This window comes from Cryptosporangium phraense (assembly GCF_006912135.1).
Taxonomy (GTDB): domain Bacteria; phylum Actinomycetota; class Actinomycetes; order Mycobacteriales; family Cryptosporangiaceae; genus Cryptosporangium; species Cryptosporangium phraense.
This window is the reverse complement of sequence record NZ_VIRS01000022.1, coordinates 23,569-49,738: the sequence shown is the minus strand read 5'-3', so window position 1 is coordinate 49,738 and position 26,170 is coordinate 23,569. Positions and strand designations below refer to the sequence as shown.

The following is a 26,170-nucleotide window of genomic DNA, read 5'->3' as shown; positions in this document are numbered from 1 at the left end:
GTCAGCGCAGCCATGCGGCGGTCAGGGCCGGCGGCCTGCGCCACGGCGGGCTGCCGCAGTGTGCACCTAAGCGCGGCTGATTCCCGCCGCTTCGGCCGGTAGACCCGCGCCAACCCCCAGTCGAACGCGGATTCGCGACTTTTCGGGGTTCTCCGACCGCTCGAAGGCCCGGGAACCCGTCAATCTGCGCGCTGGCGCGGGAGCGTGCGCAGGTCATCGGCGCGGATCGAGAGCACCCGGCCGTGGTAGTCGCCGCCGCGGACGCGCTCGAACACGACCACCTCAGTGGTCAGCGCTTGCCGCTCGAGTACCGCACCAGCGCGATCACACCGGCCGCGCCACCCGTGACCACCAGGAGGCAGCAGAGCAGGGACAAGACGTGCCACGGTTTGAGTGCGCCCATGGTTCGGGGAGCTTAGGACTCCCGCGCAACCGCCCGGCGCTCCCGCGAGCGGGGAAGATTGACCCGGTTCGCGCAGCGCGCCGAGCACCAGCGCGCCGAGCGGTTCTTCGACTGGTCGTAGAACGCCAAATCGCACGGCCCGAACCCGCACAGCTTGAGGCGATCCCAGTCACCGCGCGCCTGCGCCAGCAGGACCTCGGCCAAAACCCTCCCGCGCAGGGCCTCCGCCGGCGTCGCTCCGGGAGTCACCCCAGCCGAAGCGTGACCGTCCTCGTCCACCTGAAGCGAGACCGCACCGGAGAGAGGCGCGGCCGCTCCGTGCAGCAGTTCCCGCACGGAATCGCGGAGCGCCTTCAACTCACCGAGCTCGGCTTCCGAAATCTCCTCGCCGAGCCACTCCGACGCGCTCTCCACGCGTTCGAGCAGGTCGTCCGGCGCATCCCAAGTCCGGAGCGCGACCGTATTGAGCAGCTCCTGAACGGTCAGCAGCCCGTTCGGCGCGTCGGCCAGCCCGTGGCGGGCATTGACGCGACTCGGCATACCCCCATCGTAGTTCGGCTCGACGCCCGGCCTCGGCTCCACCAACGGCGACGGCCGCCCGGTCGTCCTGATCCACGGCTTCCCCCTGGACGGCTCGTCATGGGAACCGCAGACGATCGAGCTTCTCGGGGCCGGCCATCGCGTAATCACCTACGACCGACGGGGCTTCGGCCGATCCGACCGGCCGGCCACCGCTGGGCCCGCAGTTCGTTCAGAGCGAGTCCGATCCGCTCGGGGTCCCGCCCGAGGCGTTCGCCACGATCGCCGAGGCGATCCGACGCGACCCTTGCTCGTGCTGCACGGCACCCGACCGGAACATCCCGGAGTTCGTGCCCGATGCCCAGGTCGTCGAGGTCCCCGACAGGCCACACGGCATCACCTGGACCCACCGCGACGTCGTCAACGCCGCGCTGCTCGACTTCATCCCGGGGGCGTAGACACAGGCCCGCGACAGAAAGTAACGCGAAACGTGCTGGCCCTACTCACACGCGTATGTCGTGCTGTCGGTTCTCGTAGGCGCACGCACTGAGAACGTGAGCCGTCACCTGCGTCGCGGAGCTCCGCGATCAATCGGCCACCGTGCGTCGTGGTGACTTCACGGACGATCGAGAGGCCCAGCCCGGCGCTGCGCGGGCAGCCGGTGAAACGCGGCAGAACCTCGTGCGGCGGCACGACCGCACCGGTGAGCGACCTCGACCTCGACCCACCGCCCGCGCCAGGCCGGGTGACGACCGAGGCACTAGCCAGCCCCTGATCCCCACCCCAGGTATTTTCAGCCAATGACGCGAGTCCGGATCAGCACCGCAGCACACGAGGTGGAGGTCGAGGCGCCCGACGCCGACCCGGACGAGTTGGCGAGCCTGGCGCTCTGGCTGCACGAACAGACACGCGACCCGAAGATCACCCGGGCATTCGGCGTCACGCACGCCGATACCTCGATCCAATACTGAACCCCCAACCCCGCCGAATAGGGGCCATGCACCGAGGTATCAGTACGGCGGCCCCGGTGAGCGACGCTTCTGGTGGCGCGATCCTGTCGCTACCCGGTAGGCGGGATCGCGCCCTCTTCCCAAGGTGAGTCGCCGGCTCCGTCGCTCCTACCCCGGAGTGACGGAGCCGGTGGGGGCTCAACCCGAGGTACCGCGCGCCGATATCCCGGGCATGAGCTCACGATTCTCGATCAGCGGGTTAAGTTTCAACGCCTCCGACAGCTCGGCCACCCGATTGGGCTGGCAGATCGCGCAGCGCGTCGAATTCGTCGTCAGTCAGGTGGCGCGGCAGAAGGCCGGCGCTCCGGCCGACGAGATCGCCCAGGAACTGCACGGACGCTTACGCCGGATGGGCGTCGTCCCCAACGTCCGCGAACTCAACGAGTACGCCGACCGAATCGCGAACCTACCGACGAGCTAGCCCTTGCGTTCAGCAAGGGCGCCTTCGGCAAGAGCGCCTTCGACAGGAACCCCCTCGCCCTTGGCGAGCGCGCTCACCGCGTCACCGAGCACCTGGTTCACCGCGTTCTCCATCGCGATCGCGAGCATCGCGTCGACGCTCTTGCGCGCCAGCGGCCGCAGCCGCTGCACCAGCTCAGCGGCGGCGGCGGGGTCGTCGATCTCCGTCGCCTCGCCGTGCTCGCCCGGCGACAGGCTCGGCGTGATCGTGGCCTTGACCAGCGAGACGTACCGTTCGGCCACCCGTTCGACGTCGTGCATGCTGTCTTCGGCCAGCTTCATCACGACCGAGAGCGGATACCCGGCCTGGACGAGCTGCACCGCGATGTCGAGCAGCTGCGGGCTCGCGACGCGGAAGCGCGGGCCGTCGGGCACCAGCATCCCGGACGAGATCGCCCGGTCGAGCGTCCCCCGCTCCTCCTGCTTGCCGAACATGCGCTGCAGGTCGCCGGCCGAGATGACGGTCTGCGGCTCCTCGGTCCAGGGGCTGGTCAGCGCCGCTTCGAGCCCCAGCACGTCGGCCAGGTCGCGCCCGCGCTCCCAGGCCGAGATCAGCTCGCCGATGTGCGCGAGCGAGTACCCGCGATCGAGCAGGCGCGCGATCAGCCGGAGCCGCGCCAGGTGCGCCTCGCTGTACCAGCCGACCCGGCCGCGGCGCTCCGGCGGCGGAAGGATGCGCCGCTCCTGGTAGAGCCGGATATTGCGCACCGGGATGCCGGACTCGCGCGCCAGGTCGTTGATCCGGTACTCGCCGGCCTGCTCGGTCTCTGGACGGCCCGCCATACCAGGGACTCCCCTTTCATCCGGCGCCGTGAGCGAGTATCCCACCCTCAGACGGTGTAACGATCCCGAGGTCTGCGAGGAAGCTTCAGGCCACGGCGGCCGTCGTTCCGGCCGACCGGCTCGGTGAGCCCGTCGGGGGACGCCGATCGGTCAGCCAGCTCGTCAGCGGCCCGGGCCGGCCGAGGCCGTAGCCCTGGCCGTAGTCGACGCCGATCTCGCGCAGGATGGCCAGCGTCTCGTCGTCCTCGACGAACTCGGCGACCGTGCGCAGCCCCATCTCGTGGCCGATCTTGTTCACCGCGGCCACCATCGTGCGGTCGATCGAGTCGTGGGTGATCGTCTTGACGAAGTTCCCGTCAATCTTCAGGAAGTCGACCGGCAGGTTCTTCAGGTACGCGAACGACGAGAGCCCGCTGCCGAAGTCGTCCAGCGCGAACCGGCAGCCGGTGGACCGCAGCTCGGTGATGAACCGGCGCGCGACCCCGAGGTTCGTGATCGCGACCGTCTCGGTGATCTCGAAGCAGATCAGGCTGGGCGACAGCTTGTGCTCGTCGAGCTGCGTCTGGACGAACGTCCGGAACGTCTCGTCGCCGATCGACGGGCCGGCCAGGTTGATCGTGTACAGGTCGTCGTTCGTCGGCTCGCCCGGGCGGTAGTGCGCGGCGATCATCGAGATCGCCTTCGCGACCACCTGCCGGTCGAGCGCGGGCAGCAGGTCGTACCGCTCGGCCGCTGGGAAGAACAGCCCGGGCGAGATCAGCGACCCGTCGGCCTCTCGCAGCCGGACCAGGATCTCGCCGATCCTCCCGCCGGTCTGCGCCTCCGGCTGCGCCGTCGGCACGATCGGCTGGTACACCAACTCGAGGCGGTCCTCGTGCAGCGCGTCCAGCAGGGCTCCGGCCCAGATCGAATCGCTCTGCCTCCGGTTGAGTTCGACGTCTCCCTGCTGGTGGACGTGTACCCGGCCGCGTCCGGCCTCCTTGGCGCCGTACAGGGCCGCGTCGGCGAGCTGCATGACCTCTTCGACGTACCGGACCTGCCCGAACAACGGCAGCACGCCGATGCTCGCGCTGGCCGCGAACGTCCGTCCGTCGGCCTTGTACCGATGAGCCGCCAGGGCCGCGCAGGCGGCCTCGGCCAGCGCGACCGCCTCCTCGACCGTCGGACGCTCGACCAGGATGCCGAACTCGTCACCACCGAGCCGGGCGAGCGTGTCGCCGGGCGCGAGCACGTTCTTGAGGACCTCGCAGACCTCGACCAGCAGCCGGTCGCCGGCCGGATGGCCGCAGGTGTCGTTGACGATCTTGAAGCGGTCGAGGTCGAGCACGCAGACGACGTTCGCGTCGGTCTCCTCGACCCGGGTCAGCACGTCGGTGATCCGGGTCTCGAACTCGCGGCGGTTGAGCGCGCCGGTCAGCGGGTCGTGGCTGACCTCGAACTCGAGCTGCTCGGCGATCTCCTCGGTGGCCGCCTGGGCCCGGTCGGTCAGCCGCCAGTTGCCGATCGCGGCGAGCGCGGCCGCCCCGACGTAGGCGGCGTGGATGAGCGCGAACTTCACCGGGTCGGCGGCCTGGTGGGTGTGCTCGCCGTAGACGTCGCCGGGCGTCAGCACCCCGACGACCGCGTGCTCCACCCCGACGAACGCGATGGCCAGGAAGAAGGTCAGCCAGTCCTGGTACAGCATGATCACGAACAGCATGACGAAGAAGTGGAAGTGCGCCTCGATGTAGCCGCCCGAGAACGACACGACGACCGCCGACGACACGACCGTGCCCAGCGTCGCCGCCACGGCACGCAGCCGCCGGGGCAGGTGGTCCGAGGCGGCGAGCGCGGTCAGCAACACGAGCGGCGCGACCGAGAACATGCACTGAGCGAACGGGATGTCGCGGATCCAGCCGTAGATCGGCAGCCCGACGACGTGGCCGACCAACACCACCACGATCGTCCGGTGGCGAGAAGCCCAGGTGGGATCGCCCGGCGGACGCCCCCGGGGGACGCGCTGCCAGAAGCTGGCGGTCAACCGACTCAGCACATAGTCGACATCGGCGCAGATCCGGTGCGTTTAAGTAGTCATCGGAAGGCCGATTCGCCGGTGAGTGCCTGGCCGAGCACGAGCGTGTGCATCTCGACCGTGCCCTCGTAGGTCAGGACCGACTCCAGGTTCGCGGCGTGCCGCATGATCGGGTACTCGCCCGAGATCCCGTTCGCGCCGAGGATCGTCCGCGAGGTCCGGCAGATCTCGAGCGCCTCCCGCACGTTGTTCAACTTTCCGACGCTCACCTGCTGCGGAAGTAGCGTGCCGGCGTCCTTCCGCCGACCCAGGTGGAGTGCGAGGAGCTCGCCCTTGATCAGCTCGAGGGCCATGTCGGCGAGCTTCTGCTGGGTCAGCTGGAACCCGGCGATCGGCTTGCCGAACTGCTCGCGGTCCTTCGCGTAGGCCAGCGCGGTCTCGAACGCCGAGCGTCCGGCGCCCATCGCGCCCCAGACGATCCCGTAGCGGGCCTCGTTCAGGCACGAGAGCGGGCCTTTCAGTCCCTGCACGTCGAGCGCGGCCGCAGCGGGCAGCCGAACCCCGTCGAGAACGAGTTCGCTGGTCACCGAGGCCCGCAGCGACAGCTTGCGGGTGATCTCGGGCGCGCTGAAGCCCTTCGTGTCGGTCGGCACCACGAACCCGCGGACGCCGTCGTCGGTGCCGGCCCAGACCACCGCGACGTCGGCCACCGAGCCGTTCGTGATCCACATCTTGCGGCCGTCCAGCACCCAGTCGTCGCCGTCCCGGCGGGCCCGGGTGCGCATGCCGGCCGGGTCCGAGCCGTGGTCGGGCTCGGTCAGGCCGAAGCAGCCGATCGCCTCGCCGGCCGCCATCCGCGGCAGCCAGTGTTCCTTCTGCTCCTCGGTGCCGAACTTCCAGATCGCGAACATCGCCAGCGAGCCCTGCACCGAGACCAGCGAGCGCAGCCCGGAGTCGGCCGCCTCCAGTTCCCGGCAGGCCAGGCCGTACTCGACCGCGCTCATCCCGGCGCACCCGTAGCCGGTCAGGTGCATGCCGAGCACGCCCAGCTCACCGAACTCCTTGGCCAGCTCGCGGGCCGGAATCCGGCCCTCTTCGAACCACTCCGCGATGTGCGGCGTTACTACAGCATCACAGCGAGTACGGACCGCCTCCCGGATCGTCTTCTCGTCGTCGGTCAGCAGGTCGTCGAGCCCGATCGGGTCCAGCGGGTTGAACATGTGCCCTCCTGTGTACGGACCGGTGTACGGCCGGTGCTCCGGCCGTTCTTCGTGACGCCTGCGACGGCTGATGTCCACAACGCAATGAGGACGCTCGGTCGCGCTCCGAAGACGCCATTCGACCCTGTAATCCACAGCTGTGCACAGGACTCGTCCACAACTGTGCACAGCGTCATCCACAGGCTGTGGATTTTGTGGATAACTCAGATATCCACAATCCGGCGCTCCATTGCGCTGTGCCGGGCCGCGTCCAGGACCGTGAGCGTGTGGACGGCGTCGCGTGGATCGACCGGCAGCGGCGCTCCGGTCGTGAGTGCGGCCACCACCCCCTCGTAGAACCGTGCGTATTCGCCGCTCAGCGTGCGGTACGGCCGCACCGCGTCGCCCGCTCCGAGCGTCCCCCACTCGGCCGCGGGGCGCTCGCCGAAGCCCGGGGAGCCGGGTTTCCGGCCCGCGCGCAGCGCCGCCTCCTGCGGGTCCATCCCCCAGCTGACGAAGGCCGCGGTGTCGCCGAGCAGGCGGAACCGGGGCGCGAGCTGCCCGGCCAGCGTCGAGGCCCAGAGGTGGCTGTGGACGCCGGACTCGTGGGTCAGGGCCAGGAACACGTCGTCGTCGACGACGGCGCCCGGCCGCCGGGCCTCGATCTCGGCGTACACCGAGCGGACCGGCCCGAACAACACCAGCGCCTGGTCGACGAGGTGGGTGCCGAGGTCGAGCAGGATCCCGCCGGCGTTGTCCGGCTTCTCCTTCCAGGCCCCTTCGGGGACGGTCGGACGCCAACGGTCGAACCGGCTCTCCAGCCGCACCGGGCGCCCGATCGATCCGTCGGAGATCAGCCGGCGCAGCGTCCGGAAGTCGCCGTCCCAGCGGCGGTTCTGGTAGGTCGTGAGCGGCACGTTCGCCGCTTCGGCGCGGTCGACCAGCTCCTGGGCCTCGGCCGCGGTGGCCGCCAGCGGCTTGTCGACCACGGTGGCCAGCCCGGCGTCGATCGCCGCCGCCGCCAGCTCGACGTGCGTCGCGTTCGGCGTGGTGATGACGACCAGGTCGAAGGCGTCCGGATCGGCCCAGACGTCGGCCGGTGCGGCCAGCACCCGGACGTCCGGATGGTCACAGTGAACCTGAGCACGGCGGGACGGGTTGGCGGTCACCACCGCGGACAGTTGCAGTCCCTCGACCGCCGCGATCAGCGGCGCGTGGAAGTAGGCACCGCCGGTGCCGTATCCGAGGAGGGCCACCCGGAGCATCAGTACTCCCGGGGTTCGCCGTCGTCGATGACCTCGACGGCCGTGCTCTCCGGCGCGAGCGAGGACATGTTCTGGTAGTACATTCCGGGCGCGGCGGCGGCCTTCTCGTGGATCGGGATCGCGATCCTGGGGGCGACCGCGCGGACGTAGTCGATCGCTTCCCAGAGCTTGAGCCAGGGTGCTGCGGTCGGGGCGCCGAGAATCTCGACCGGGACCGTCGGCACGGTGAGCGCGTCGCCGGGGTGGAAGAAGCGGCCGCCGAGCAGGAATCCGACGTTGGGGATGATCGGGATGTCGGGGTGGATCGTGGCGTGATCCTGGCCGATCGCCTCGACCGAGAGGCCGTCGAGCTCGAACGTCGCCCCGGCCGCGACGCTCGTGGCCCGCAGCCCCTTCTCGGCCAGGATCCCGGCGGTGGCCTGGTCGGTGTGCACGGACGCGTCCGGGTTCGCGTCGAGCAGGGCGGGCAGGCGATCGAGGTCGAGGTGGTCGAAGTGCTGGTGGGTGACGAGCACCGCGGTCAGGTCGCGCAGGTCCTCCCACCCGGGCGCGAACGCCCCGGGGTCGATGAGCACCCGGGCACCGGCGTCTTCGACGAGGAGGCAGGCGTGGCCGAACTTTTGGAAGCGCATGCCTCATCCCTATCCCATGCGCCGACGACGAGCAGGCCGGCCGCCGGTTCAAGGCGCTAGGCATCGAGGTCGAGCTGCCCGTTATCCGGCTCCACTCACGTGAGCAGTCCGTGAGCAATCGGCGCCCTGACACCCGAACAGCTACGGCCGAGTCGGCCCCTCAGAGCACGTTCGCGCAGGTCGAGCGGAGGGCATGGGATTCGAACCCACGATGAGGATTCCTCGTGCCCGTTGCGTGCCCGATCTGTAATTCGCGCGGACTGCTGGCGTCGGCCTGTAGATCGGTCGACCCTAAGCAGATGGACGACGTAGCGAGACTGCGCCAGATGGCCGACGAGGTCCGCGCGATCCGGACCCGTACTTGTGAACCAAAGAGCAATGAGAACAAGCGGTACCTAGACCTGTCGGTTGCGGTATCCGGGTTGAACAAGGCGGCAGACGACATCGAGAATGAGGGCCTTCAGACCAAGAAGTGATGCTCAACCGGGCTCGAAGCCCTCGCCCCGGTCAATGGGGCGAGGGCTTGATGGGCACGGTTCAGCTCACCCAGGGTCGCCGCGCGGTCCGGGCCGAGCACCGGTCGAAGTCAGATCACTTTAAGATATGAACTAGCCCGACTTTCGAGATTTTCCGCTGGAACGCAAAGAAAGAGAGTCGGCCGCTATTTCGTAAAATGTCACTCCGTAGACAGTTCCCCCATCCTTCGGTTCGTGTCGCCAGAAATGAAATCGCTGCCGGGTAGAGAACGTGTCGCCTTCTAGATCTTTATATAGCAGCTCAACGTGCCCATTTATTTCAGTTAGCTGCTTCTCAAGGTCGAGAACTAAGAACGTCGGTAGCCGACCCAACTGCGCACTTTCCCCACCCTTCAGGATCGCAGGTATGGGCGCTATCGTATTCACATGCTTAGCATATTTAAGCTGCTCAAGCTTGTCGCTACCCAATGAGAACATCTCGCCAGCTATGCCCATCTCATCGGGAGTCCAGACCGTCTGAATTCCGATCGCGACGCCGCCACCCAGATTTTCCAGCTCACCATAGAGGTGGGCAGACTCAAGGTCTAGAACCTCGGCATCCTCTGGGATATGAGCGAAATTCTTCTCCACCCAGTCGGGGTCGAGGCCGCCAATTCGCCACCGGAAAGTCCTGGAACCAATTAAAATTTGCTCGCCACCCATTTGAAAAGCAACAAAAGGACGGACCCGCAACTTCCGATCTATCCTGACCTCTCTAAGGGTCTTATTTGCCACTAATGCCGCAACAACAACTGCCGCCAGGCTTCCCAGGGCAGAAAATACCTCTGCTACGTCGGCCAGGGTACCGAGCTGCATCAACGTCCTCTTCCGTGTGAGGATCCAGCCTCGTGGGTTAGCTCAGGAACAAAGCAATTCAAGCCACCTTCATAACTCGACCTACTTGCCGAATTGTGCCCTATTAGATCAAGGCCGGCCGCCAGCGCGCCGACGTCCGCGTCTGGTGGCGCCGTCGGCGCTTCGCGTCCGGAGCATGCGGCTCCGGCCGGTCACCGGCCGCACCGCCACGGCGTCGCAGACGACATGCGGGTGGCCACTGCGGGCGAGCGGGCCGCCGTTGCGGCACGCGCCAACTTCTACAGGCGAGCGCTCTAGCTCAGGGGATGGGACATCCCGCCCACCGTCGCCCCAGGACGAGCCGAGCAGACCGTCACCGGGGTCGCCAGCGACTGGAGGCACAGGATCGGATGTCGGAATATATGGCGACCCCGATGCCGCCCCGCTCCCCGGTGGGTGGGTCGACGGCAGACGGGATGAAGCCGAGCACAATGACCGCAATCGAGGGCATGGCTTAGACGACCTGGGCAAACAAGAAGGAGAGCGCGCGCCCGAATCAATCCGATCGCAGCAGGTCAGCGCAGCAACCGTCCCGGTCAGTGCGGAGGGCGTGGGATTCGAACCCACGATGAGACTTCCGCCCCATAGCAGTTTTCAAGACTGCCGCCATCGGCCACTAGGCGAGCCCTCCCAGCCGTCGGCACGCCGTCGACCATCGCCTAGTGTGGCACGCCCCTCCGGCCCGCTCCACGACGGCGGGTTCCCCGGCGATCGGCGGGAAATGTCTTCCACCGTGACGGCCGGCCTCGGCAGCAGAGGCGAACGGTAGCCCAGGTCGGCATCGTTGAACGCTAAACAAAGTCTGGCTATCGTAGGAGGTCGGCGACACCTCCGGAGGCTCCACCGATGCCGATCCAGCGTCTGAACCACGCGGTGCTGTACGTCCGTGACGTCGCCCGCAGCGTCGCGTTCTACCGCGCCGCCCTGGGCTTCTCGGTCATCGACGGCGGCGACGTGTTCCCGGGCGCGGCCTTCCTCCGGGCCGGCGGCTCGAGCAACGACCACGACCTCGGGCTGTTCCAGATCGGCGACCAGGCCGGCCCGTCCGGGGCCGGCCGGAGCACGGTCGGGCTCTACCACCTGGCCTGGGAAGTCGACACTCTCGCCGAACTGCAGCGCATCGAAGAGAAACTGCAAGAGCTCAACGCCCTCGTCGGCGCCAGCGACCACTCCACCACCAAGGCCCTCTACGCCAAGGACCCCGACGGCATCGAGTTCGAGGTCTCCTGGCTCGTCCCGGCCGACCTCCTCACCGACGAGATCAAGTCCAAGCGCAACGAGATCCACCGGCTCGACCTAGCCGCCGAGGTGGCCCGCTTCGGCGCCCACACCAAGGGCGGAATCGGCGTCTCCCTCCCCGCCTAGCTCGGCGTTCCCCGCCGAGCCGGGATGCGCGTTTCCCACCGAGCCGGGCTGCGCGAGAGACGCCGTGCCAGGCTGCGCGAGAGACGCCGCGCCGGGCTGAGCCCGAGACGCCGAACTCAGCCACGCCACCACACCGTCCTCCGGCAGCGGCCGGGACAGATAAAACCCCTGCCCGTACCCACACCCCATCCGCTGCAACTCAACCAGCTGAGCCGGCCGCTCGATCCCCTCCGCCACCGTGTGCAACGACAGCGCGGTCCCCAGCCCCACGATCGACTGCGCGAACGCCAGCGCCTCCGGCGACAGGTCGATGTCGGCGAGAAACGACCGGTCGACCTTCACCGCGTTCACCGGCAACTGACGCAAATATCGCAGCGACGAGAACCCCGTGCCGAAGTCGTCCACGGCGATCGTCATGCCCAGCTCCCGCAGCGTGAACAGCGCGTCCAGCGCCTCGTCGTGCTCCCGCACGATCTCGTTCTCGGTCACCTCGACCGTCAGCCGCTCCGGCGAGACCCCGGCCTCCCGCACCAGCGCGGCGACCTCGTCCGCTGCCCCCGGCAACCGCAGGTGCGACACGGCCAGGTTGACGTTGATACCGAGGTCGGAGACGCCCCACCGCCGGGCGGCGGCCGCCGCCTCGGACACCACCCACCTCCCGATCGACGCGATCAGCCCGGTCTCCTCGGCCATCGGGATGAAGTGCGACGGCGGGAGGACGCCTCGCGTCGGGTGGTTCCAGCGCACCAGCGCCTCCAGGCTGGCCGGTCGCATCGTCGCGAGGTCGACGATCGGCTGGTAGACGAGGAACAGCTCGTCCTGCTCGATCGCCCGGCGCAGATCGGCCTCCAGATCCAGCCGCTCCATCAGCACCGCGTGCATCTCCGGCTTGAACACCTCGACCCGGCCCCGGCCTCCCTGCTTGGCCCGGTACATCGCCACGTCCGCATCCCGCAGGACCTCGTCCGGGGCCCGATCCCCGGCCGCCACCGTCACCCCGATGCTCGCGCCGACCGAGCACTCCCGGCCCATGATCAGGAACGGCGACTGCATCGCGGCCAGCATCCGGTCTCCGACCTCGGTCGCCTCGGCGACCGAGTCGATCACCCGGTCGACGAGGACGACGAACTCGTCGCCGCCGTACCGAGCCACGGTGTTCCCCGGGCCGGCAGCCTCGCGCAGCCGTTCCGCGGTCTCGATCAGCAGCTGGTCACCGGCCTCGTGGCCCAGGCTGTCGTTCACCAGCTTGAACCGGTCGAGGTCGACGAACAGCAGCCCGCACGGCCCGCGTCGCAGGGCGTGGCCGAGCCGCTCCTTCAGCAGCGCCCGGTTCGGCAGGCCGGTGAGCCCGTCGTGGTAGGCCTGGTGCAGCGCCTGGACGCCCCGGGCGTCGGTCAGCGCCATGCTGACGTGGTCGGCGAACCCCTGCAGCGTCTCCTGGTCGCTCTCGCCGTAGCTCCGGCCCGGTTCCGAGGACGCCACGATCAGGCACCCGACCCGCTCGCCGTCCTCGCTGACCGGCGCGGCCATCACCGCCTCGATCGGTTCGACGACGTCCTTCGAGTAGCCGGCCGACGCCAGGCGGGCCCGGTCGGCGACGACGATCTCCCCGGTGTCCATCGCGCGTTGGAGTCCGGGCGAGATCGGCAGTCGCCAGGACTTCGCCGCGAACCGGTCCGGAATCCCGCTGCGCGAGGCCAGCAGCATCTGCCCCGAATCGTCCGGGTCGACCAGCCGCAGCGACACCATGTCGCCCTCGAACAGCGCGTTCGCGCCCGCGGTGATCGCGTCCAGGATCTCCTGCAGCGGCGCCCGGGTGAGCAGCGCGCGCTGGACCCGGCCGAACTCCTCGAGCAACCGCTGGCGCCGCTGCAGCGTCTCGACGAGAGTCCGCTCGCTGGCCAACGTCTGAATCTGACGCAGTTGCAACCCCAGGACGCGGCCCATCCCGCGCAGCAGGCTGAGCTCCTCGGCGCCGAAGGCGCGGTCGCCGCGGGCGACGAGGAGGTGCCCGGCGGTGTCCGCACCGAGCACGACGACCGTGCAGAAGCACGGCCCGACACCCGGGACGTCGATCGTCGTGGGCCGGTCGACGGCCGCCGCGACCAGCAGTTCGTCCGGCGCGGCCCCACGCGGGAAACCGACCTGGGCCTGCAGCTCCGAACCCAGGATCACCGCGCCGACCTCGGCCTCCATCAGCTCGGCGGCCCATTCCGCAGCAACACCGGCCGCCGAACGCACGTCCGGACGCGACGAGACCACCGCCAGGTACTCCGGCAGCTGCTGTGCAGCCCAGTTCGCTCCCGCTCCGGGATCCGTCACGCTCAGCTCAGCGCCAGCACGACGAGCGCCTGGTTGTGATAGCCGGCCGCACCCTTGGTCCGGGCGATCTCGCCGTGGCAGTAGAAGCCCGCGAACGGCGCACCGTCGGCCCGGGACGCCATCCGGGTGACGTCGGTCAGCCCGCGCGGAGCGAGGACCCCGCGCCGGCCGACGCAGTCGAACGCGAGCAACCCGGAGGCCGACCGGTCACCGAGGCCGGCGATCGCCGCGTCGAAGGCCTCGTCGGTCGCGGTCAGCAGCGCGTCGGCGTCGCCGCGCATCAGCCAGGCGACGCTGTCCGCGGGCACGTCCGCGGCCGACGAGAACGACCGGTTCCCGTAGTTCGGGTACGCGACGACGCGGATCTCGTCACCGTTCGGGCGCCGGATCGCGAACGGGTGCAGGAACGAGAACTCCTGGAACGCGCGTTCGTCGGTCCAGCACTCCTCGGGCGCCCCGAGCAGCGAGAGGTACGTGTCGAGCGCCGGTCGGTGGTCGAGCTCGAGCACCTCGTTCTTGTCGGTCGCGGTGATCTCGACCGCGTCGCCGGTGCGCTCCCAGCCGTGCCTGATCCCGATCCCGAACGGGTTGTCGCTGGCGACCGAGGCCGCGACCACGCCGTTGCGCAGCACCCGGTCGTTGCAGAGCAGGGGCGCGGCCGCGAACGCCCCCACGGTCGGGCTCGCGCCGCACCCCCCGACCAGCGGCACCGCCGCGCCGACGGCCCCGTACGCGCCCCGGATGATGTCCTGCTGGTGACCGGCCTGCCCATCGGTGAGCACCAGCGCGAACCGGTGGTCCCCGCCGGCCAAGGAAGCCAGCGGCGCCACCACCCGCGCGCCGACGTCCCGCGGCGAGGCCGAATCGATCTCGGTCCCGCGGACCTCCACCGCCAGCCCGGGCCCGCCCAGCGCGGTCACGACCACCGCGCCGTCGCCGGCCCAGCCGTCGGCGATCTCCCCGGCGGTCTGACATCCGATCAGCGGGACGTTCCCGCTGACCGAGCGGATCCCGGCCGAGACGGCGTCCGGATCGTGGGTGGTGGCGAAGAACGCGACCACCAGCCGCGGGTCGCCCGAGAGAGCCACGCGGGCCGCCTCCGTGCCGGCGATCCGCGAATCGACGTCGGCCGAGCACCCCACGTTCACCCATGTATCCGCCACGCGGCCTCCTGCTCGACCGGCCCTACTTCAGCTCCTATCGGCACCTGAACGAGGAGATGAAGGGCGTGTCGCGCCGAAGGTGAGAGGATTCAGGGAAGGCCGGTTGTCGTCGTCCCCGGCGAGCTCCCGACCGGCTGGTACCTCAACGTCAGTGGAGGCGGGGATGGACGTGCTGGAAAAGGCGCGGGCTCGCCGTACGGCCGCCAGGGCTGCGGCCGAGCGAGCTGCCTTGGACTGGCAGGATGCCGTCGTCGAAAGCATTGATCAACTGGTCGACCAACTGCGGATCAATGGAGTCAACCGGCTTGCGTCGTTCGAGGCCGCGGTGCGGCCTGCTCTCGACGGCGAGGCCTGGGAAGAGCGTGAGGACCTGGTCGCGGCCTCGTTCGCGTCCGACGCCGGGGTGGTGAACTTCACCCCTTCCGACGACGAGCGGTGGGCCACCGCCGTGGAACTCTGGGACGACCTCCGGTCGGCCCTCTCCCGGATCCACGGCACCGACGTGCCGGCCAGCCTGGTCGTCGATCTGGACGCCCGGGTAGCGGTCGGTTACGAGCCGCTGTACTGCCCAGACGTGGGCATCGAGGCCGATCTGATCCTGCACCTGGTGCGGGCCGATTCGGACGAGCCGTTCGCCTCGCTGCTGCTCGAACTGCCGGATCCGGACGCGGCCATGGACCGCGTCAACGACCTGCTCGATCGCTACGGCCTCGAACCCCCGACCAAGCCGGAGCACGAGCCCGGCGAATGCGACCTAGGCCTCGGCGACGAAGAAGACTAGATCTCGGCCAGATCCGGCCGCTTCGCGGTGACGGTGTCACCGCTGGAGCGGCCGGTGAGGCGGCGCCCTATCCACGGCGCCAAGTGCACGCGAGCCCACTGCAGATCGGCGCGCCTCGCCGCGAACCACTTCTCCGGCGAGGCCGCCGGCAGTGCGGCCACCCAATCCGGGTCGCAGTCCAGCCCCAGCGTCTCGAGCACGTTGTGCGCGACCCGGCGGTGCCCGCTCTCGTTGAGGTGCAGCCGGTCGATGCTCCACAGCCGGCGGTCGCGGAACCCGTCGTCGGCCCACAGGTCGACCAGGTACGCGTCGTACTTCTCGACGGTCTCCCGGATCAGCTCGAGGAAGAACTCGATCCGCGGCAACAGGTACCGCCGGGCCGCGGGGTAGTTCGTCGTGATGTCGGCCGGAGTGAACAGCACGACGGTCGCGCCGCTCGCGACCAGCCGCTTGACCGCGCCCTCGTAGGCCTCGGCCAGCCGCACCGGATCGAACCGCCGGCGCAGCGCGTCGTTGCCCCCGGCCACGAACGACACGAGGTCGGGCCTCATCGCCGCCGCCAGCGGCACCTGTGCGTCGACGACCGCCGGCAGCAACCGCCCGCGCACGGCCAGATTCGCGTACCGGAAGCCGTCCGACTCCGCGGCCAGACACCCGGCGACGAGATCGGCCCAGCCGCGGTACGTACCGTCGCCGTACGGGTCGTCCATTCCCTCGGTGAAGCTGTCACCGATCGCCACGTAGCTCGCCCAACGCCCGCGCACGATGCAGCACCTCCGGCGATAGTTGGTAACGGCACCGACTATGCCACCGCAGGGAACCGGGTGTCAGGTCAGTTATGCGCGGCCAAAACGAACAATTGGGACGATTACTTTCGCAGTCGCCCGGCCAGCACCTCGGCGAGGTGGTGAGCGTCACGGTCGGTGTTCTGGCGGATCTGGGTCCGGCAGCTGAAGCCGTCGGCCAGCACGATCGTGTCCTGATCGGCCGCCCGCACGGCCGGCAGCAGCACGCGTTCGCCCGCGGCTTGGGCCATCTCGTAGTGCCCGGCCTCGAAGCCGAAGTTCCCGGCGACCCCGCAGCAGCCCGAGTCCAGCACGGTCAGGTCGACGCCGGCCGCCGCGGCCAGCGCCCGGTCGGGCTTGTCGCCGAGGACCGCGTGCTGGTGACAGTGGACCTGGGTGATCGCCGGCCGGTCGGTCTGCGGCGGCTCCCAGTCGGGCGCGTCCCGCTCCAGCACTCCGGCCAGCGTGATCGAGAGTTCCGCGAGCTTCTTCGCCCGCGGGTCGTCGGGTAGCAGCGCGGGCAGGTCGTGCTTGAAGTTGGCCAGGCAGCTCGGCTCCAGCCCGACGATCGGGATGCCCGCGTCCAGGTGCGGCTCGAGCGCATCCAGCGTCCGACGGGCCACCGTCCGGGCGACGTCCAACTGACCGGTGGAGATCCAGGTCAGACCGCAGCAGAGCTCCCCCGAGGGGACGCGGACGGCGAAGCCGGCCGCGTTGAGCACCTCGACGGCGGCCTCACCGATCTGTGGGTCGAAGAAGTTCGTGAACGTGTCCGGCCAGAGCAGCACGGTCCTGGGCTGTTTCGGGGCTGAACCTCGGCGACGGCGGAGGCGTTGCTTCAAAGTCCCGCCGGTCGCGAACCGGGGCACCGACCGCTCCTGCGCGATCCCGGCGACCTTCTTCATCAGGCGGGCCGCCGGCTCGAACGCCGTCACCGCGTTGGCGACCCGCGGGGCCAGTGCGGCTCCCCGCAGCGCCACCGGCAACCACCCCATCGCGTAGTGCACGGCCGGCCGGAGCTTGCCCTTGTAGCGCTGGTACAGGAACTCCGACTTGTACGTCGCCATGTCGACGTTCACCGGGCAGTCGGTGAGACAGCCCTTGCACGAGAAACAGCCGTCCAGCGCCTCGGCGACCTCGTCGGACTGCCAGCCGTCGGTGATCACCTCGCCGCGCAGCATCTCCAGCAGCAGCCGGGACCGGCCCCGGGTGGAGTGCTTCTCCTCCCCGGTCACCTGGTAGCTCGGGCACATCACACCGCCGGGCGTGTGGTCGTTCCGGCACTTGCCGACCCCGACGCACCGACGCACGGCCCGGTCGAACTCCCCGCCGTCGTCGGCGTAGGCGAAGCCGTTCACCGGCAGCACGGTGGGCGTGTAGGCGATCCGGATCAGGTCGTTGACGGCCGGCGGATCGACGATGACGCCGGGGTTCAGCGCCGCCGCCGGGTCGAAGGCGCGCTTGAACCCGCCCATCAGCGCCACCGCCTCCGGGCTGTAGACGTCGGCCAGCAGCGCCGACCGGGCGATGCCGTCGCCGTGCTCGCCCGACGGCGACCCACCGTGCTTCACGATGAGCTGCGCGGCCTCGTGCACGAACAGCCCGTACTTGTCGCGCCCGGCCACCGACACCAGGTCGAAGTCGAGCCGGACGTGCACGCAGCCCTCGCCGAAGTGCCCGTAGGTGACGCCCTGGTAGCCGTACCGCTCGGTGAGGTCGGCGAACTCGCGCAGGTAGTCGGCGAGCCGGGCCGGGGGCACGGCCGAGTCCTCCCAGCCGGGCCAGGCCTCGGAGCCGTCGGCCAGCCGGGTGGCCAGCCCGGCGCCCTCTTCGCGCACGCGCCAGAACGAGCGCATCTCGGCGGCGTCGGTCACTACCCGGGGGGCACCCGGGACGAGCCGCGCCAGCGAGGCCGCCGCGTCCGCCGCCTCGGCCGGCGTGGAACCGCCGACCTCGACCAGCAGCCAGGCCTCACCGGCCGGCAGCTCGGCCGGCCTCCGGCCCCGCGCCCGCAGGGCGTTCACCAGCGCCAGATCGATGCCCTCGATCGTCAGCGGTCGGTGCGGGATGATCTCCGGCGCGGCGGCGGCCGCGGCTACGGCGTCCGCATAACCGAGGACCACCAGCGCGCGGAAGCGCGGAGCCCGGTTGAGGTGCAGGGTCGCGCCGAGGATCACCGCGCAGGTGCCCTCGGTTCCCACCAGCGCACGGGCCAGGTGACGGCCGTTCTCCGGCAGCAGGCGATGCAGTGGGTAACCCGAGATCTGACGGCTGAACTGCCCGAACGTGGTGCGGATGAGCGCCAGGTTGGGGTCGACGATCGCCCCCAGGTCGGCGTACAGCCGTCCCTCGCGGGTGGGGGCGGCGGCCTTCTGCCGCCACTCCTCCGCGGTGTTCGCGCCCAGCTGGAGACGCGTCCCGTCGGCCAGTACGACGTCCAGCGCGTCGGTGTTGTCAGACGTCGTACCCCAGGCGACCGAGTGCGAGCCGCAGGCGTCGTTGCCGAGCATCCCGCCGATCGTGCAGCGGCTGTGCGTCGACGGGTCGGGGCCGAAGTCCAGGCCGTCCGGGGCGATCCGGCGACGCAGCACGTCGAGGACGACACCGGGCTCGACGACCGCCTGATTCCCGGAGACGTCGAGGATCCGGTTCAGGTACCGGGACGTGTCGAGCACGATCCCCGGGCCGATCGCGTTGCCCGCGATCGTGGTGCCGCCACCACGCATGGTGACCGCCACGCCGTCCGCGGCGCAGATCGCCAGCGTGGCCAGCACGTCGTCGACGCTGCGCGGGAGCACCACCCCGGCCGGAACCCGGCGGTGGTTGGACGCGTCGGCGGAGTAGAGCGCGCGAGCACCGGCGTCGAACGCGACGTCGCCGGCGATTTCGGTACGCAACCGTCGCTCAAGAGTGGTCGTCACTGGTTCATCGTGCCTAATACCGGGCGCCCACCGCGCACCCAGGGTCGTGCGGCTACGGTGACTACTGGTGTCTGAGATGACAGAACCCACGCGAGCGCCGGGCCGAGACCCGGTGCGGATGATCGCTGGGCGCTACCGGGTGGATGACGTGGTCGGCACCGGCGCCATGGGCACGGTCTGGCGGGGCTACGACACGCGGCTACGGCGTCCGGTCGCGGTCAAGGAAGTCCACTTACCCGACGCCGTCACCGACGACCAGCGGACGATCCTGGTCCGCCGGGCGATGTCCGAGGCCCGGCACGCGGCCCGGGTGTCGCACCCCAACATCGTCGCGGTGCACGACGTCGTCGCCGACCGGGGCATGCCCTGCCTGGTGATGCGGCTGGTCGAGGGCCGCTCGCTGAGCCAGATCGTGCGCGAAGAAGGGCCGATGAGCCCGGCCCGGGTCGCGCAGATCGGCATCGCGCTCACCGACGCGCTGTCCGCGGCCCACCGCAACGGCGTCGTCCACCGGGACGTCAAACCGTCGAACGTGCTGGTCACCGACGACGGCGAGGTCCTGCTCACCGACTTCTCGATCGCCACCGACTCGCTCCGCGGCACGATGTCGGCCGGCAGCGGAGCGCTCGGCTCGCCCGGCTACATCGCCCCCGAGCGGCTCAACGGACTGCAGACCGGTCCCGAGGCGGACCTGTTCGGCCTCGGCGCCACGCTGTTCTGCGCGGTCGAGGGTCACGGTCCGTTCGACCGCCCCGACCCGCTCGCCGCGCTGCTCGCCACCGCGACCCACCCGCATCCGGCGCCCGAGCGCGCCGGCCCGCTGGGCCCGCTGCTGAACTCGTTGCTGGTCAAGGACCCATCGGCCCGGCCCGACCTGGTGTCGATCCGCGCGACGCTCGTCGCGGTGGCCCGCGCCCCGCGCCCGTCCGTCTCCGACGCGCTGACCCAAGAACTCGATACGGACGCTACGCAGCGCGTCGCCGTGGCGTCCGAGCCCGATGCGTGGGACGAATTCGCGGCGGGCACCGATTCGCCGACGATCTCGCACGGCGGCGCTCCGGCGGCGTCGGCGTCACGCGAGGGGCCGCCATCGCGGGCAGACGTGGCGTCGCACGTCGATCCGAGCAGCCGGCGTCGGAGGCGCGCGTTGATCGGCGGGCTCGCCGTCCTGCTCGTCGCGGTGGCGGTCGTGGCCGCGGTCGCCCTCCGCGGCGGCACCGACGACCGGGACGGATCCACCTCGGTGACGACGTCGCTCGGGCCGGCCGAGTCGGCCGAGGCACCGTCGGCCGACGGATCCGCGTCGGCGAGCACGAGCGCGTCGCCCAGCGGCAGCGCGAGCCCGAGCGGCTCGGCGTCACCGTCCGCGTCGTCCTCGCCGTCGGCCTCGGCCGCCCCGCCCGGGCCCAGCGACGCCCCGGCCGCGCCGGTCGGGCAGGTGACCTCGGCCGACCTCGACGTCTCACCGAAGAGCTACTTCGGCTCGTGCGCGAACGAGGTGACCTTCACCGTGAACCTTTCGGTAACGGTGAGCGACGTGCCGACCGACGTCCGCTATCGCGTCTCGCTCGCACCGGGAGACAGCGAGGTCGCCGGGGGTGGCGGCACGGTCACCGACGACGACCGGACGTTCACGAGCACGGACTCGGTGGGCTTGCTGTTCGCCCAGGGCAGCGGCAAGTATGCGGTGCAGGCGGTGGTTGAATCGCCGACCCGGTTCTCTCCCGTTCCGGTGCAAATCAACGTCGTCTGCCTGGGCTGACGCTCGCGGTTGCACCCTTGTCCGGTATCCGATCGGACCGTCGGTGCAACGTGCACGGGGAGGCTACCGTCGGTCGGGGCGACAGATGGCGGAGGAATGGCTGAGCAGAGGGCAGTCGATGGCCGGTACCGCCTCGACGCAGTGGTCGGCTCGGGCGGCATGGGCGTGGTGTGGCGCGCCTACGACCTGCGGCTCAACCGCACGGTCGCCGTCAAAGAGGTCCGCTTCCCCTCTACGATCAACGCCGACGAACGCGAGACGCTGACCAAGCGCGCGTTACTCGAGGCCCAGAGCGCCGGGCGGCTCGACCACCCCAACATCGTGCCGGTGCACGACGTGATCCTGCACGACGAGCAGCCGTTCATCATCATGCGGTTCGTCGACGGGCGCTCGCTCGACCGCGTCGTCGCCGCCGACGGGCCGCTGACCCCGCGCGAGGTCGCCCGGATCGGCGTCGAGCTGCTCGACGCGCTGTCCGCGGCGCACGCGTCGAACGTCATCCACCGGGACGTGAAGCCGCACAACGTGCTGATCCAGCGGGACGGCACGGCCCAGCTGACCGACTTCTCGATCGCGTCGGTGTTCGGCACCGAGACGTTGACGAAGACCGGCGCGCTGCTCGGGTCGCCGGGCTACATCGCGCCCGAGCGGCTGATGAAGGGCGAGACGACGCCGGCCGGCGACCTGTTCGCGCTCGGCGCCACGCTGTTCTTCGCGGTCGAGGGCATCAGCCCGTTCACCGCCAAGGAGACGATCGTCGGGCTGTTCGCCAGCGCGACGCAGCCGCACCCGCGCCCGAAGCGGGCCGGCGCGCGCCTGACGCCGATCATCGACGGGCTGCTGGAGAAGACGCCGGAGAACCGGCTCGAGCACGCCCGGGCCCGGGCCATGCTGAAGAGCATCGCCGACAACGAGTCGGAGGAGTCGGCGACGCGGTCGGGCGAGTTCGTGCCGCCGCCGCCCGGACGGGTCGACACGGACGAGCGGGCGAACGTGCAGGGGGACGAGCCGAGCAATTTCAGTACCGCGGTGTTCGCGGTGTTGCGGCCGGCGGAGCAGTTACGGCCGTTGTCGTGGCAGTCGGGTCCGGGTGCCGAGCCGCTGCCGAGCGAGCCGCTGCCGTACACGGGCGAGTTCCGCCGCGACTCGGGAGACTTCCCGGTCTCCGGGGGCGCTGTTCATGGCCGACCGATCTCCGGGGTTCCGGTGTCCGGCGCCGCGCCGGTCTCGGGCGGGGCTGTCTACGGGCGGCCGGTCTCTGGTGCACCCATCTCCGGCGGAGCTGTTTATGGCCGGCCGGTCTCCGGAGCGCCGCCCGTCTCCGGGCCTCGGTACGACTCGTATCACGCCGCCCCACCCGTCTCCGGAGCCCGCGAACTCGCCTGGGGCCCGGGCAACGTCGGCGGCGGCCCGCCCCCCACCGACCCCCCGAGCTTCACCCCGGACTCTCCCCCGCCCGGCAACCGCGGAAAACGGGTCCTCGCCGTCGTCGCGATCCTGATCCTCGCCCTGGCCGCCGGCGCGATCGCCAACATGGTCGCCACCTCCGGCCGCACCGACCGCGCAACCCGCGCCAGCACCATCGAAGACCCAGGTCAGAGCAACCCGGCGCCGATACCGACCCCCACCACCCCGGTCCCGTCGCCGACCGAAGCCCAGCCCTCACCGAGCCAGTCGACCCTCAGCCCGTCGCCCACGACGCCGAGCCCGGACCCGGATCCCGACCCGGACGTCCCCCCATCGGCCACCGTGGTCAGCGCGTCACTCGCCTCGTCCACGCCGCTGCAGCCCAAGGACTGCACGGCCCCGCTGACGGTCAACGTCAGGTTCACGATCTCGGTCTCGGCGGCGACACGCGTCGTCTACAAGGTGACGGCCAGCTCGGGCGAGAGCGATCTCGGCGTCAACACGACGACCGCGGCCGACACGTTCTCGCCGAACATGGCGATCACGATCGCCAACCCGGCCACCGGCACGATCTCGATCAGCGGCCTGATCACGACGCCGGGCACCTTCCGCCCGACGCCGGTCGACGTCCAGGTCATCTGCCCGTCCCCCCAGGTCAACGACCCCCCGTCGACGCCGGCCGCCTAGTTCACGATCGCCGGCACCAGCGCCCGGATCTCTCGCTCGAGCACCTCGGGCGCCTCCACCGGCGTCATGTGCCCGACCCCGGGGATCTCGACCAACCGCGCGTTCGGCAGATCGGCGGCCAGTCGCTGCCCCATCGCCGGCGGCGTCAGGATGTCGAACTCCCCGGTCACGACCGTCGTCGGCAGGCCCAGGTGCGGCACCGCGAGCCGCAGATCGAGCGTCCCGAGCGTCGCCCCGAACCCGCCGCGCACCGTTCGGGGCGTGTCCAGGATCACGTGCGCGCAGAACGCGACGTTCTCGCGCGTCGCGCCCGGCGCCAGCGCGATGTAGCGGATCAGCGGCAACGTCGCCGACGTCACCGGGCCCAGCGGCAGCGGCGCGGCCAGCACGGCCCGGTTCAGCGGGGCGGTCAGCCGACGCAGGACGTCCGGCCCGGGCTGCAGCCGCGAGTCGGTGACCAGGCTCGTCACGCCGGTGTTCGCGAGCAGGGTCGCAGCCGCCTTGTCGTTGAGCAGCGCCGAGTGCCGGGCCGCCAGCGCGACGATGCTCATCGCGCCCATGCTGTGCCCGAACAGCACGGCCTTCTGCCCGTCCGGCACGGTGGCCCGCAGCACCGCGGCCAGATCGTCGGCCAATTCATCGGTCGTGTACCGCCCCGGGCTCGGGATCGCGCTACCGCCGTGCCCACGTAAGTCGTACGCGACCACGTGCAGGTCTGAGGAGAGCGCCCGGATCTGGTTCGTGAAGAAGCCGATGCCGCAGGTCCAGCCGTGGGCCAGCACCACGATCGGCGCGCCCTCGGGCCCGTACTCGGCCACGTGGATCTCGGTGCCGTCCGCCGACCGCACCATCCGCTCGGACCGCGGCGCAACCGGCGCCAGCGCGTCCAGCCGCGGGTCGGTGAGCGCGTGCGCCCGGGCCGACCGTCGAGCGAGAACCACCGCTGCGGCCGCGGCCGCACCCACCAGGATCGCCGTCCGCTTCGCTCCCATGGCCGGGCACTTTACTCGCGGGTAACGTGTCGGCGCTCACAAATTGATCAGCCCTACCGACTGAAGTCGGTAGGGCTGATCAGATCCGGCGGTTGCTCAGGCCGCCATCGGTGCCGTCTTCGCTACCCAGCTGTAAACCGAGAACAGCTCGATCGGCGTCGCCGCCGCACCACTGGAGGGTTCGACGTACAGGTACTCATCGGACACTCGGTAGGTCACGTTGTCGAACGATGTATCCGACCCGTCGGAGTAGTAAACGGTGAGATGTGAAGGGGACATCGTCGAACACCTCGCTCCCAGTACGGTGGTGACCTCGGGCGGTAACGCTCCGGTGCTGTATTAGTGCCGTTTACGGACGGTTCTCAAACACGAATCTTCGTCAGGTAGTACGTATCCCGGGGTGGATCGGTTCAGTGTCCACTTGAGATCATGAAAACATGAGAAATCGATGCTCACCGGGCTCATGGCCCCCGTGAGTTAGCGTCGGCTCATGTCGTCGCGTTCCGAGGTCCGGTCGAAGGCCGCCGATCCCGAGTCGCACACCGGCGTCATCGCGCTGCTCGTAACGGCGATCATCGCGGTGCTCATCGGCCGCCAGGTGCTCTCGTTCCTGATCGGTGGCCGCGGCGCGGTCGCGACCTGGACCACGGTGTTCAGCGCGATCGTCGTCCAGGCGCTGCCGTTCCTGCTGCTCGGTGTGGTGCTCTCCGGCGCGATCACCGCATTCGTGCCCGCCCGGGTGTTCTCGGCGATCCTGCCCAAGCGGGCCTCGCTGGCGGTGCCGGTCGCCGGCGCGGCCGGTGCGCTGCTGCCCGGCTGCGAGTGCGCGTCGGTCCCGGTCGCCGGCCGGCTGGTGGAGCGCGGTGTCGTGCCCGCGGCCGCGCTCGCGTTCCTGCTCTCGGCGCCGTCGATCAACCCGATCGTGCTGGTCGCGACCGCTGTCGCGTTCCCCGGCCAGCCGATGATGGTCGTCGGGCGGTTCGTCGCCTCGCTGGCCACCGCGGTGATCGTCGGCTGGATCTGGGCCCGCTTCGGGCGCCCGGAGTGGCTGGGCCGCGTGGTCGCCCGGCGGCTGCCGGCCGCGTCCGACGGCACGCCGAGGTTCGAGGCCTTCCGCCTGGCCGTGGCCCATGACTTCTTCGAGGCCGGCGGCTTCCTGGTGATCGGGGCCGCGGCCGCCGCCACGATGAACGTCGTCGTCCCGCCGAGCTGGATCACCGCCGTCGCCGGCGTCTCGGTGCTCTCGATCCTGGTGCTGGCCCTGCTCGCCGTCGTCCTCTCGATCTGTTCGGAGGCGGACGCCTTCGTGGCGGCCAGCCTGACCGGGTTTCCCGTGCCGGCGCAGCTGGCGTTCATGGTCGTCGGACCGGTCGTCGACCTCAAGCTCATCGCCCTGCAGACGGGAACGTTCGGCCGAGCCTTCGCCACCAGATTCGCGCCGCTGACGTTCGTCGTCGCGGTCGCGGCCTCGGTCACCACCGGCCTGCTGCTGATCGGAGTCGCCTGATGCGGCGCGAGGTCCAAGCGATCGTCTTCGTCCTGCTCGGTGCGGTCCTGCTGAAGCTGGTCATCTCCGGCGAGTACCTGAACTACGTCCGCGGCGTGCTCACGATCCCCTTGGTCGCGACCGGTGTGTTGCTGATGGCGTTCGGCGTCCTCGGCTTCCTGAAGGACTGGCGCGGCCGCGAGGCGGCCGAACGCTCCGAGGAGCGGTGGGCTGAGGCCAGAGTCCGAACTCACGGCCCAGGCGCCAATACGGACGCTCCCCAGGCCGACGTTTCCCACGCGGACGCGGAGGAAGGCCACTCACACGGCTCGGACGGACATGGCGTCGGTTGGCTGTGGATCCTGCCGGTGTTCGTCCTGGTGCTGGTGCCACCCCCGGCTCTGGGCTCCTTCGCCGCCGAACGAGGCGCGGTGACCGTGCCCAAACCCCCGAGGTCGGTCACCTACCCAGCGCTGACCGGCGCGGACCCGGTCCAGCTCAAGATCGTGGACTATGCCCGCCGAGCAGTCTGGGACGACGGCAAGACCCTGGAGGGTCACACCGTGGAACTGACCGGATTCGTCACCCCACACACCGGTGACACGTGGTACCTCACCCGAATGAAGGTGAACTGCTGCGCCGCGGATGCCCGCCCGTTCCAGGTGCAGGTAGTCGACTCCCCGATCCGAGTGACCAGAGACGCCTGGGTGAAGGTGACCGGCACCTGGGAACCAAGCAAGTCGAAAGACCCCTGGCAGGCCGTGCCCGTCCTCAAAGCCGCCACCGTCAACGGCATCCCGACGCCGTCCCAGCCGTACGAGTAATTCGGCAACGAGCTGGAATTGGAA

22 protein-coding genes, 1 tRNA gene and 1 pseudogene are annotated in these 26,170 nt (G+C 70.1%); 10 read left to right on the top strand and 14 right to left on the bottom strand.

Going from position 1 to position 26,170, the window contains the following annotated elements; translation table 11 throughout:
- Positions 1-415: 415 nt before the first annotated feature.
- Positions 416-943, bottom strand: a complete 528-nt coding sequence (locus tag FL583_RS27590; RefSeq protein WP_142707761.1) for a CGNR zinc finger domain-containing protein — start codon at positions 941-943, stop codon at positions 416-418.
- Positions 944-989: 46 nt separating this feature from the next.
- On the opposite strand from FL583_RS27590, the pseudogene FL583_RS43120 reads away from it, so the two are divergent.
- From FL583_RS43120 to FL583_RS27580, 3 genes and pseudogenes are all read left to right on the top strand, one after another.
- A pseudogene (locus FL583_RS43120) lies at positions 990-1,178 on the top strand (alpha/beta fold hydrolase); the annotation flags it as partial.
- Between the two features lie 544 nt (positions 1,179-1,722).
- Entirely contained in the window at positions 1,723-1,893 is a 171-nt protein-coding gene (locus FL583_RS40360; protein WP_170323890.1) for a hypothetical protein, read from the top strand.
- Between the two features lie 211 nt (positions 1,894-2,104).
- The gene (locus FL583_RS27580) at positions 2,105-2,353 is read left to right on the top strand and encodes a hypothetical protein (protein WP_142707760.1); all 249 of its coding nucleotides are present in this window, start codon (positions 2,105-2,107) and stop codon (positions 2,351-2,353) included.
- Here FL583_RS27580 and FL583_RS27575 read toward each other — a convergent pair.
- The 5 genes from FL583_RS27575 to FL583_RS27555 all read right to left on the bottom strand — a co-directional run bounded on the left by FL583_RS27575 (position 2,350) and on the right by FL583_RS27555 (position 8,281).
- A complete protein-coding gene (locus tag FL583_RS27575) occupies positions 2,350-3,174 on the bottom strand; it encodes a MerR family transcriptional regulator (RefSeq protein ID WP_142707759.1) in 825 nt (274 codons plus the stop codon). The genes FL583_RS27580 and FL583_RS27575 overlap by 4 nt on opposite strands.
- A gap of 85 nt (positions 3,175-3,259) precedes the next feature.
- A complete protein-coding gene (locus tag FL583_RS27570; protein ID WP_142707758.1) occupies positions 3,260-5,194 on the bottom strand; it encodes a putative bifunctional diguanylate cyclase/phosphodiesterase in 1,935 nt (644 codons plus the stop codon).
- A gap of 50 nt (positions 5,195-5,244) precedes the next feature.
- Positions 5,245-6,405 (bottom strand): acyl-CoA dehydrogenase family protein, encoded by a 1,161-nt coding sequence (locus tag FL583_RS27565; protein ID WP_142707757.1) that lies wholly within the window; start codon positions 6,403-6,405, stop codon positions 5,245-5,247.
- A 203-nt stretch (positions 6,406-6,608) separates the two neighbouring features.
- Complete coding sequence (locus tag FL583_RS27560) at positions 6,609-7,649, bottom strand: Gfo/Idh/MocA family oxidoreductase (protein WP_142707756.1); 1,041 nt, start codon at positions 7,647-7,649, stop codon at positions 6,609-6,611.
- Entirely contained in the window at positions 7,649-8,281 is a 633-nt protein-coding gene (locus FL583_RS27555) for an MBL fold metallo-hydrolase (protein WP_142707755.1), read from the bottom strand. The genes FL583_RS27560 and FL583_RS27555 overlap by 1 nt, the downstream gene beginning before the upstream one ends.
- A gap of 299 nt (positions 8,282-8,580) precedes the next feature.
- On the opposite strand from FL583_RS27555, the gene FL583_RS40355 reads away from it, so the two are divergent.
- Complete coding sequence (locus FL583_RS40355) at positions 8,581-8,757, top strand: hypothetical protein (protein ID WP_170323889.1); 177 nt, start codon at positions 8,581-8,583, stop codon at positions 8,755-8,757.
- 132 nt (positions 8,758-8,889) lie between these two features.
- Here FL583_RS40355 and FL583_RS27550 read toward each other — a convergent pair whose 3' ends face one another.
- Both FL583_RS27550 and FL583_RS27545 read right to left on the bottom strand, forming a co-directional pair.
- Positions 8,890-9,612: a hypothetical protein gene (locus FL583_RS27550; RefSeq protein WP_142707754.1), complete on the bottom strand. Its 723-nt coding sequence runs from the start codon at positions 9,610-9,612 to the stop codon at positions 8,890-8,892.
- A gap of 581 nt (positions 9,613-10,193) precedes the next feature.
- Positions 10,194-10,282 (bottom strand) — tRNA-Ser (locus FL583_RS27545).
- Positions 10,283-10,497: 215 nt separating this feature from the next.
- Here FL583_RS27545 and FL583_RS27540 point away from each other — a divergent pair.
- Positions 10,498-11,016, top strand: a complete 519-nt coding sequence (locus FL583_RS27540; protein ID WP_142707753.1) for a VOC family protein — start codon at positions 10,498-10,500, stop codon at positions 11,014-11,016.
- On the opposite strand, the gene FL583_RS27535 is transcribed toward FL583_RS27540, so the two are convergent.
- On the bottom strand, positions 10,948-13,338 hold the full coding sequence (locus FL583_RS27535) for a putative bifunctional diguanylate cyclase/phosphodiesterase (RefSeq protein WP_142707752.1): 2,391 nt from the start codon (positions 13,336-13,338) through the stop codon (positions 10,948-10,950). The two genes, FL583_RS27540 and FL583_RS27535, sit on opposite strands and share 69 nt — an antisense overlap.
- 2 nt (positions 13,339-13,340) lie before the next feature.
- Complete coding sequence (locus tag FL583_RS27530) at positions 13,341-14,501, bottom strand: FIST signal transduction protein (RefSeq protein ID WP_142707751.1); 1,161 nt, start codon at positions 14,499-14,501, stop codon at positions 13,341-13,343.
- Positions 14,502-14,664: 163 nt separating this feature from the next.
- On the opposite strand from FL583_RS27530, the gene FL583_RS27525 reads away from it, so the two are divergent.
- Positions 14,665-15,282, top strand: a complete 618-nt coding sequence (locus tag FL583_RS27525; RefSeq protein WP_142707750.1) for a hypothetical protein — start codon at positions 14,665-14,667, stop codon at positions 15,280-15,282.
- Here the strand turns inward: FL583_RS27525 and FL583_RS27520 are convergent.
- Both FL583_RS27520 and FL583_RS27515 read right to left on the bottom strand, forming a co-directional pair.
- Positions 15,279-16,046: an SGNH/GDSL hydrolase family protein gene (locus tag FL583_RS27520; protein WP_240746821.1), complete on the bottom strand. Its 768-nt coding sequence runs from the start codon at positions 16,044-16,046 to the stop codon at positions 15,279-15,281. The two genes, FL583_RS27525 and FL583_RS27520, sit on opposite strands and share 4 nt — an antisense overlap.
- Before the next feature lie 104 nt (positions 16,047-16,150).
- Entirely contained in the window at positions 16,151-18,988 is a 2,838-nt protein-coding gene (locus tag FL583_RS27515) for an FAD-binding and (Fe-S)-binding domain-containing protein (RefSeq protein ID WP_240746820.1), read from the bottom strand.
- Positions 18,989-19,064: 76 nt separating this feature from the next.
- Between FL583_RS27515 and FL583_RS27510 the strand changes: the two genes are divergently transcribed.
- A complete protein-coding gene (locus tag FL583_RS27510; protein ID WP_240746826.1) occupies positions 19,065-20,750 on the top strand; it encodes a serine/threonine-protein kinase in 1,686 nt (561 codons plus the stop codon).
- Positions 20,751-20,846: 96 nt separating this feature from the next.
- A complete protein-coding gene (locus FL583_RS27505) occupies positions 20,847-22,844 on the top strand; it encodes a serine/threonine-protein kinase (protein WP_142707748.1) in 1,998 nt (665 codons plus the stop codon).
- Here FL583_RS27505 and FL583_RS27500 read toward each other — a convergent pair.
- Both FL583_RS27500 and FL583_RS27495 read right to left on the bottom strand, forming a co-directional pair.
- Positions 22,841-23,836, bottom strand: a complete 996-nt coding sequence (locus FL583_RS27500) for an alpha/beta fold hydrolase (RefSeq protein ID WP_142707747.1) — start codon at positions 23,834-23,836, stop codon at positions 22,841-22,843. The genes FL583_RS27505 and FL583_RS27500 overlap by 4 nt on opposite strands.
- A 96-nt stretch (positions 23,837-23,932) precedes the next feature.
- Positions 23,933-24,115 (bottom strand): hypothetical protein, encoded by a 183-nt coding sequence (locus tag FL583_RS27495; RefSeq protein WP_142707746.1) that lies wholly within the window; start codon positions 24,113-24,115, stop codon positions 23,933-23,935.
- Between the two features lie 211 nt (positions 24,116-24,326).
- On the opposite strand from FL583_RS27495, the gene FL583_RS27490 reads away from it, so the two are divergent.
- Together FL583_RS27490 and FL583_RS27485 are read left to right on the top strand one after the other, a co-directional pair.
- Positions 24,327-25,343, top strand: a complete 1,017-nt coding sequence (locus FL583_RS27490) for a permease (RefSeq protein WP_142707745.1) — start codon at positions 24,327-24,329, stop codon at positions 25,341-25,343.
- Positions 25,343-26,146 carry a TIGR03943 family putative permease subunit gene (locus tag FL583_RS27485; RefSeq protein ID WP_142707744.1) on the top strand — a complete coding sequence of 268 codons (804 nt, stop codon included), beginning with the start codon at positions 25,343-25,345 and terminating at the stop codon, positions 26,144-26,146. The genes FL583_RS27490 and FL583_RS27485 overlap by 1 nt, the downstream gene beginning before the upstream one ends.
- The last annotated feature ends 24 nt before the right edge of the window (positions 26,147-26,170 follow it).

Bases quoted from the DNA above. Each gene is read 5' to 3' on its own strand.
- FL583_RS27590 (WP_142707761.1), bottom strand. From the start codon at position 943: ATGCCGAGTCGCGTCAATGCCCGCCACGGGCTGGCCGACGCGCCGAAC.
- FL583_RS40360 (WP_170323890.1), top strand. From the start codon at position 1,723: ATGACGCGAGTCCGGATCAGCACCGCAGCACACGAGGTGGAGGTCGAG.
- FL583_RS27580 (WP_142707760.1), top strand. From the start codon at position 2,105: ATGAGCTCACGATTCTCGATCAGCGGGTTAAGTTTCAACGCCTCCGAC.
- FL583_RS27575 (WP_142707759.1), bottom strand. From the start codon at position 3,174: ATGGCGGGCCGTCCAGAGACCGAGCAGGCCGGCGAGTACCGGATCAAC.
- FL583_RS27565 (WP_142707757.1), bottom strand. From the start codon at position 6,405: ATGTTCAACCCGCTGGACCCGATCGGGCTCGACGACCTGCTGACCGAC.
- FL583_RS27560 (WP_142707756.1), bottom strand. From the start codon at position 7,649: ATGCTCCGGGTGGCCCTCCTCGGATACGGCACCGGCGGTGCCTACTTC.
- FL583_RS27555 (WP_142707755.1), bottom strand. From the start codon at position 8,281: ATGCGCTTCCAAAAGTTCGGCCACGCCTGCCTCCTCGTCGAAGACGCC.
- FL583_RS40355 (WP_170323889.1), top strand. From the start codon at position 8,581: ATGGACGACGTAGCGAGACTGCGCCAGATGGCCGACGAGGTCCGCGCG.
- FL583_RS27550 (WP_142707754.1), bottom strand. From the start codon at position 9,612: ATGCAGCTCGGTACCCTGGCCGACGTAGCAGAGGTATTTTCTGCCCTG.
- FL583_RS27540 (WP_142707753.1), top strand. From the start codon at position 10,498: ATGCCGATCCAGCGTCTGAACCACGCGGTGCTGTACGTCCGTGACGTC.
- FL583_RS27525 (WP_142707750.1), top strand. From the start codon at position 14,665: ATGGACGTGCTGGAAAAGGCGCGGGCTCGCCGTACGGCCGCCAGGGCT.
- FL583_RS27510 (WP_240746826.1), top strand. From the start codon at position 19,065: ATGACAGAACCCACGCGAGCGCCGGGCCGAGACCCGGTGCGGATGATC.
- FL583_RS27505 (WP_142707748.1), top strand. From the start codon at position 20,847: ATGGCTGAGCAGAGGGCAGTCGATGGCCGGTACCGCCTCGACGCAGTG.
- FL583_RS27500 (WP_142707747.1), bottom strand. From the start codon at position 23,836: ATGGGAGCGAAGCGGACGGCGATCCTGGTGGGTGCGGCCGCGGCCGCA.
- FL583_RS27495 (WP_142707746.1), bottom strand. From the start codon at position 24,115: ATGTCCCCTTCACATCTCACCGTTTACTACTCCGACGGGTCGGATACA.
- FL583_RS27490 (WP_142707745.1), top strand. From the start codon at position 24,327: ATGTCGTCGCGTTCCGAGGTCCGGTCGAAGGCCGCCGATCCCGAGTCG.
- FL583_RS27485 (WP_142707744.1), top strand. From the start codon at position 25,343: ATGCGGCGCGAGGTCCAAGCGATCGTCTTCGTCCTGCTCGGTGCGGTC.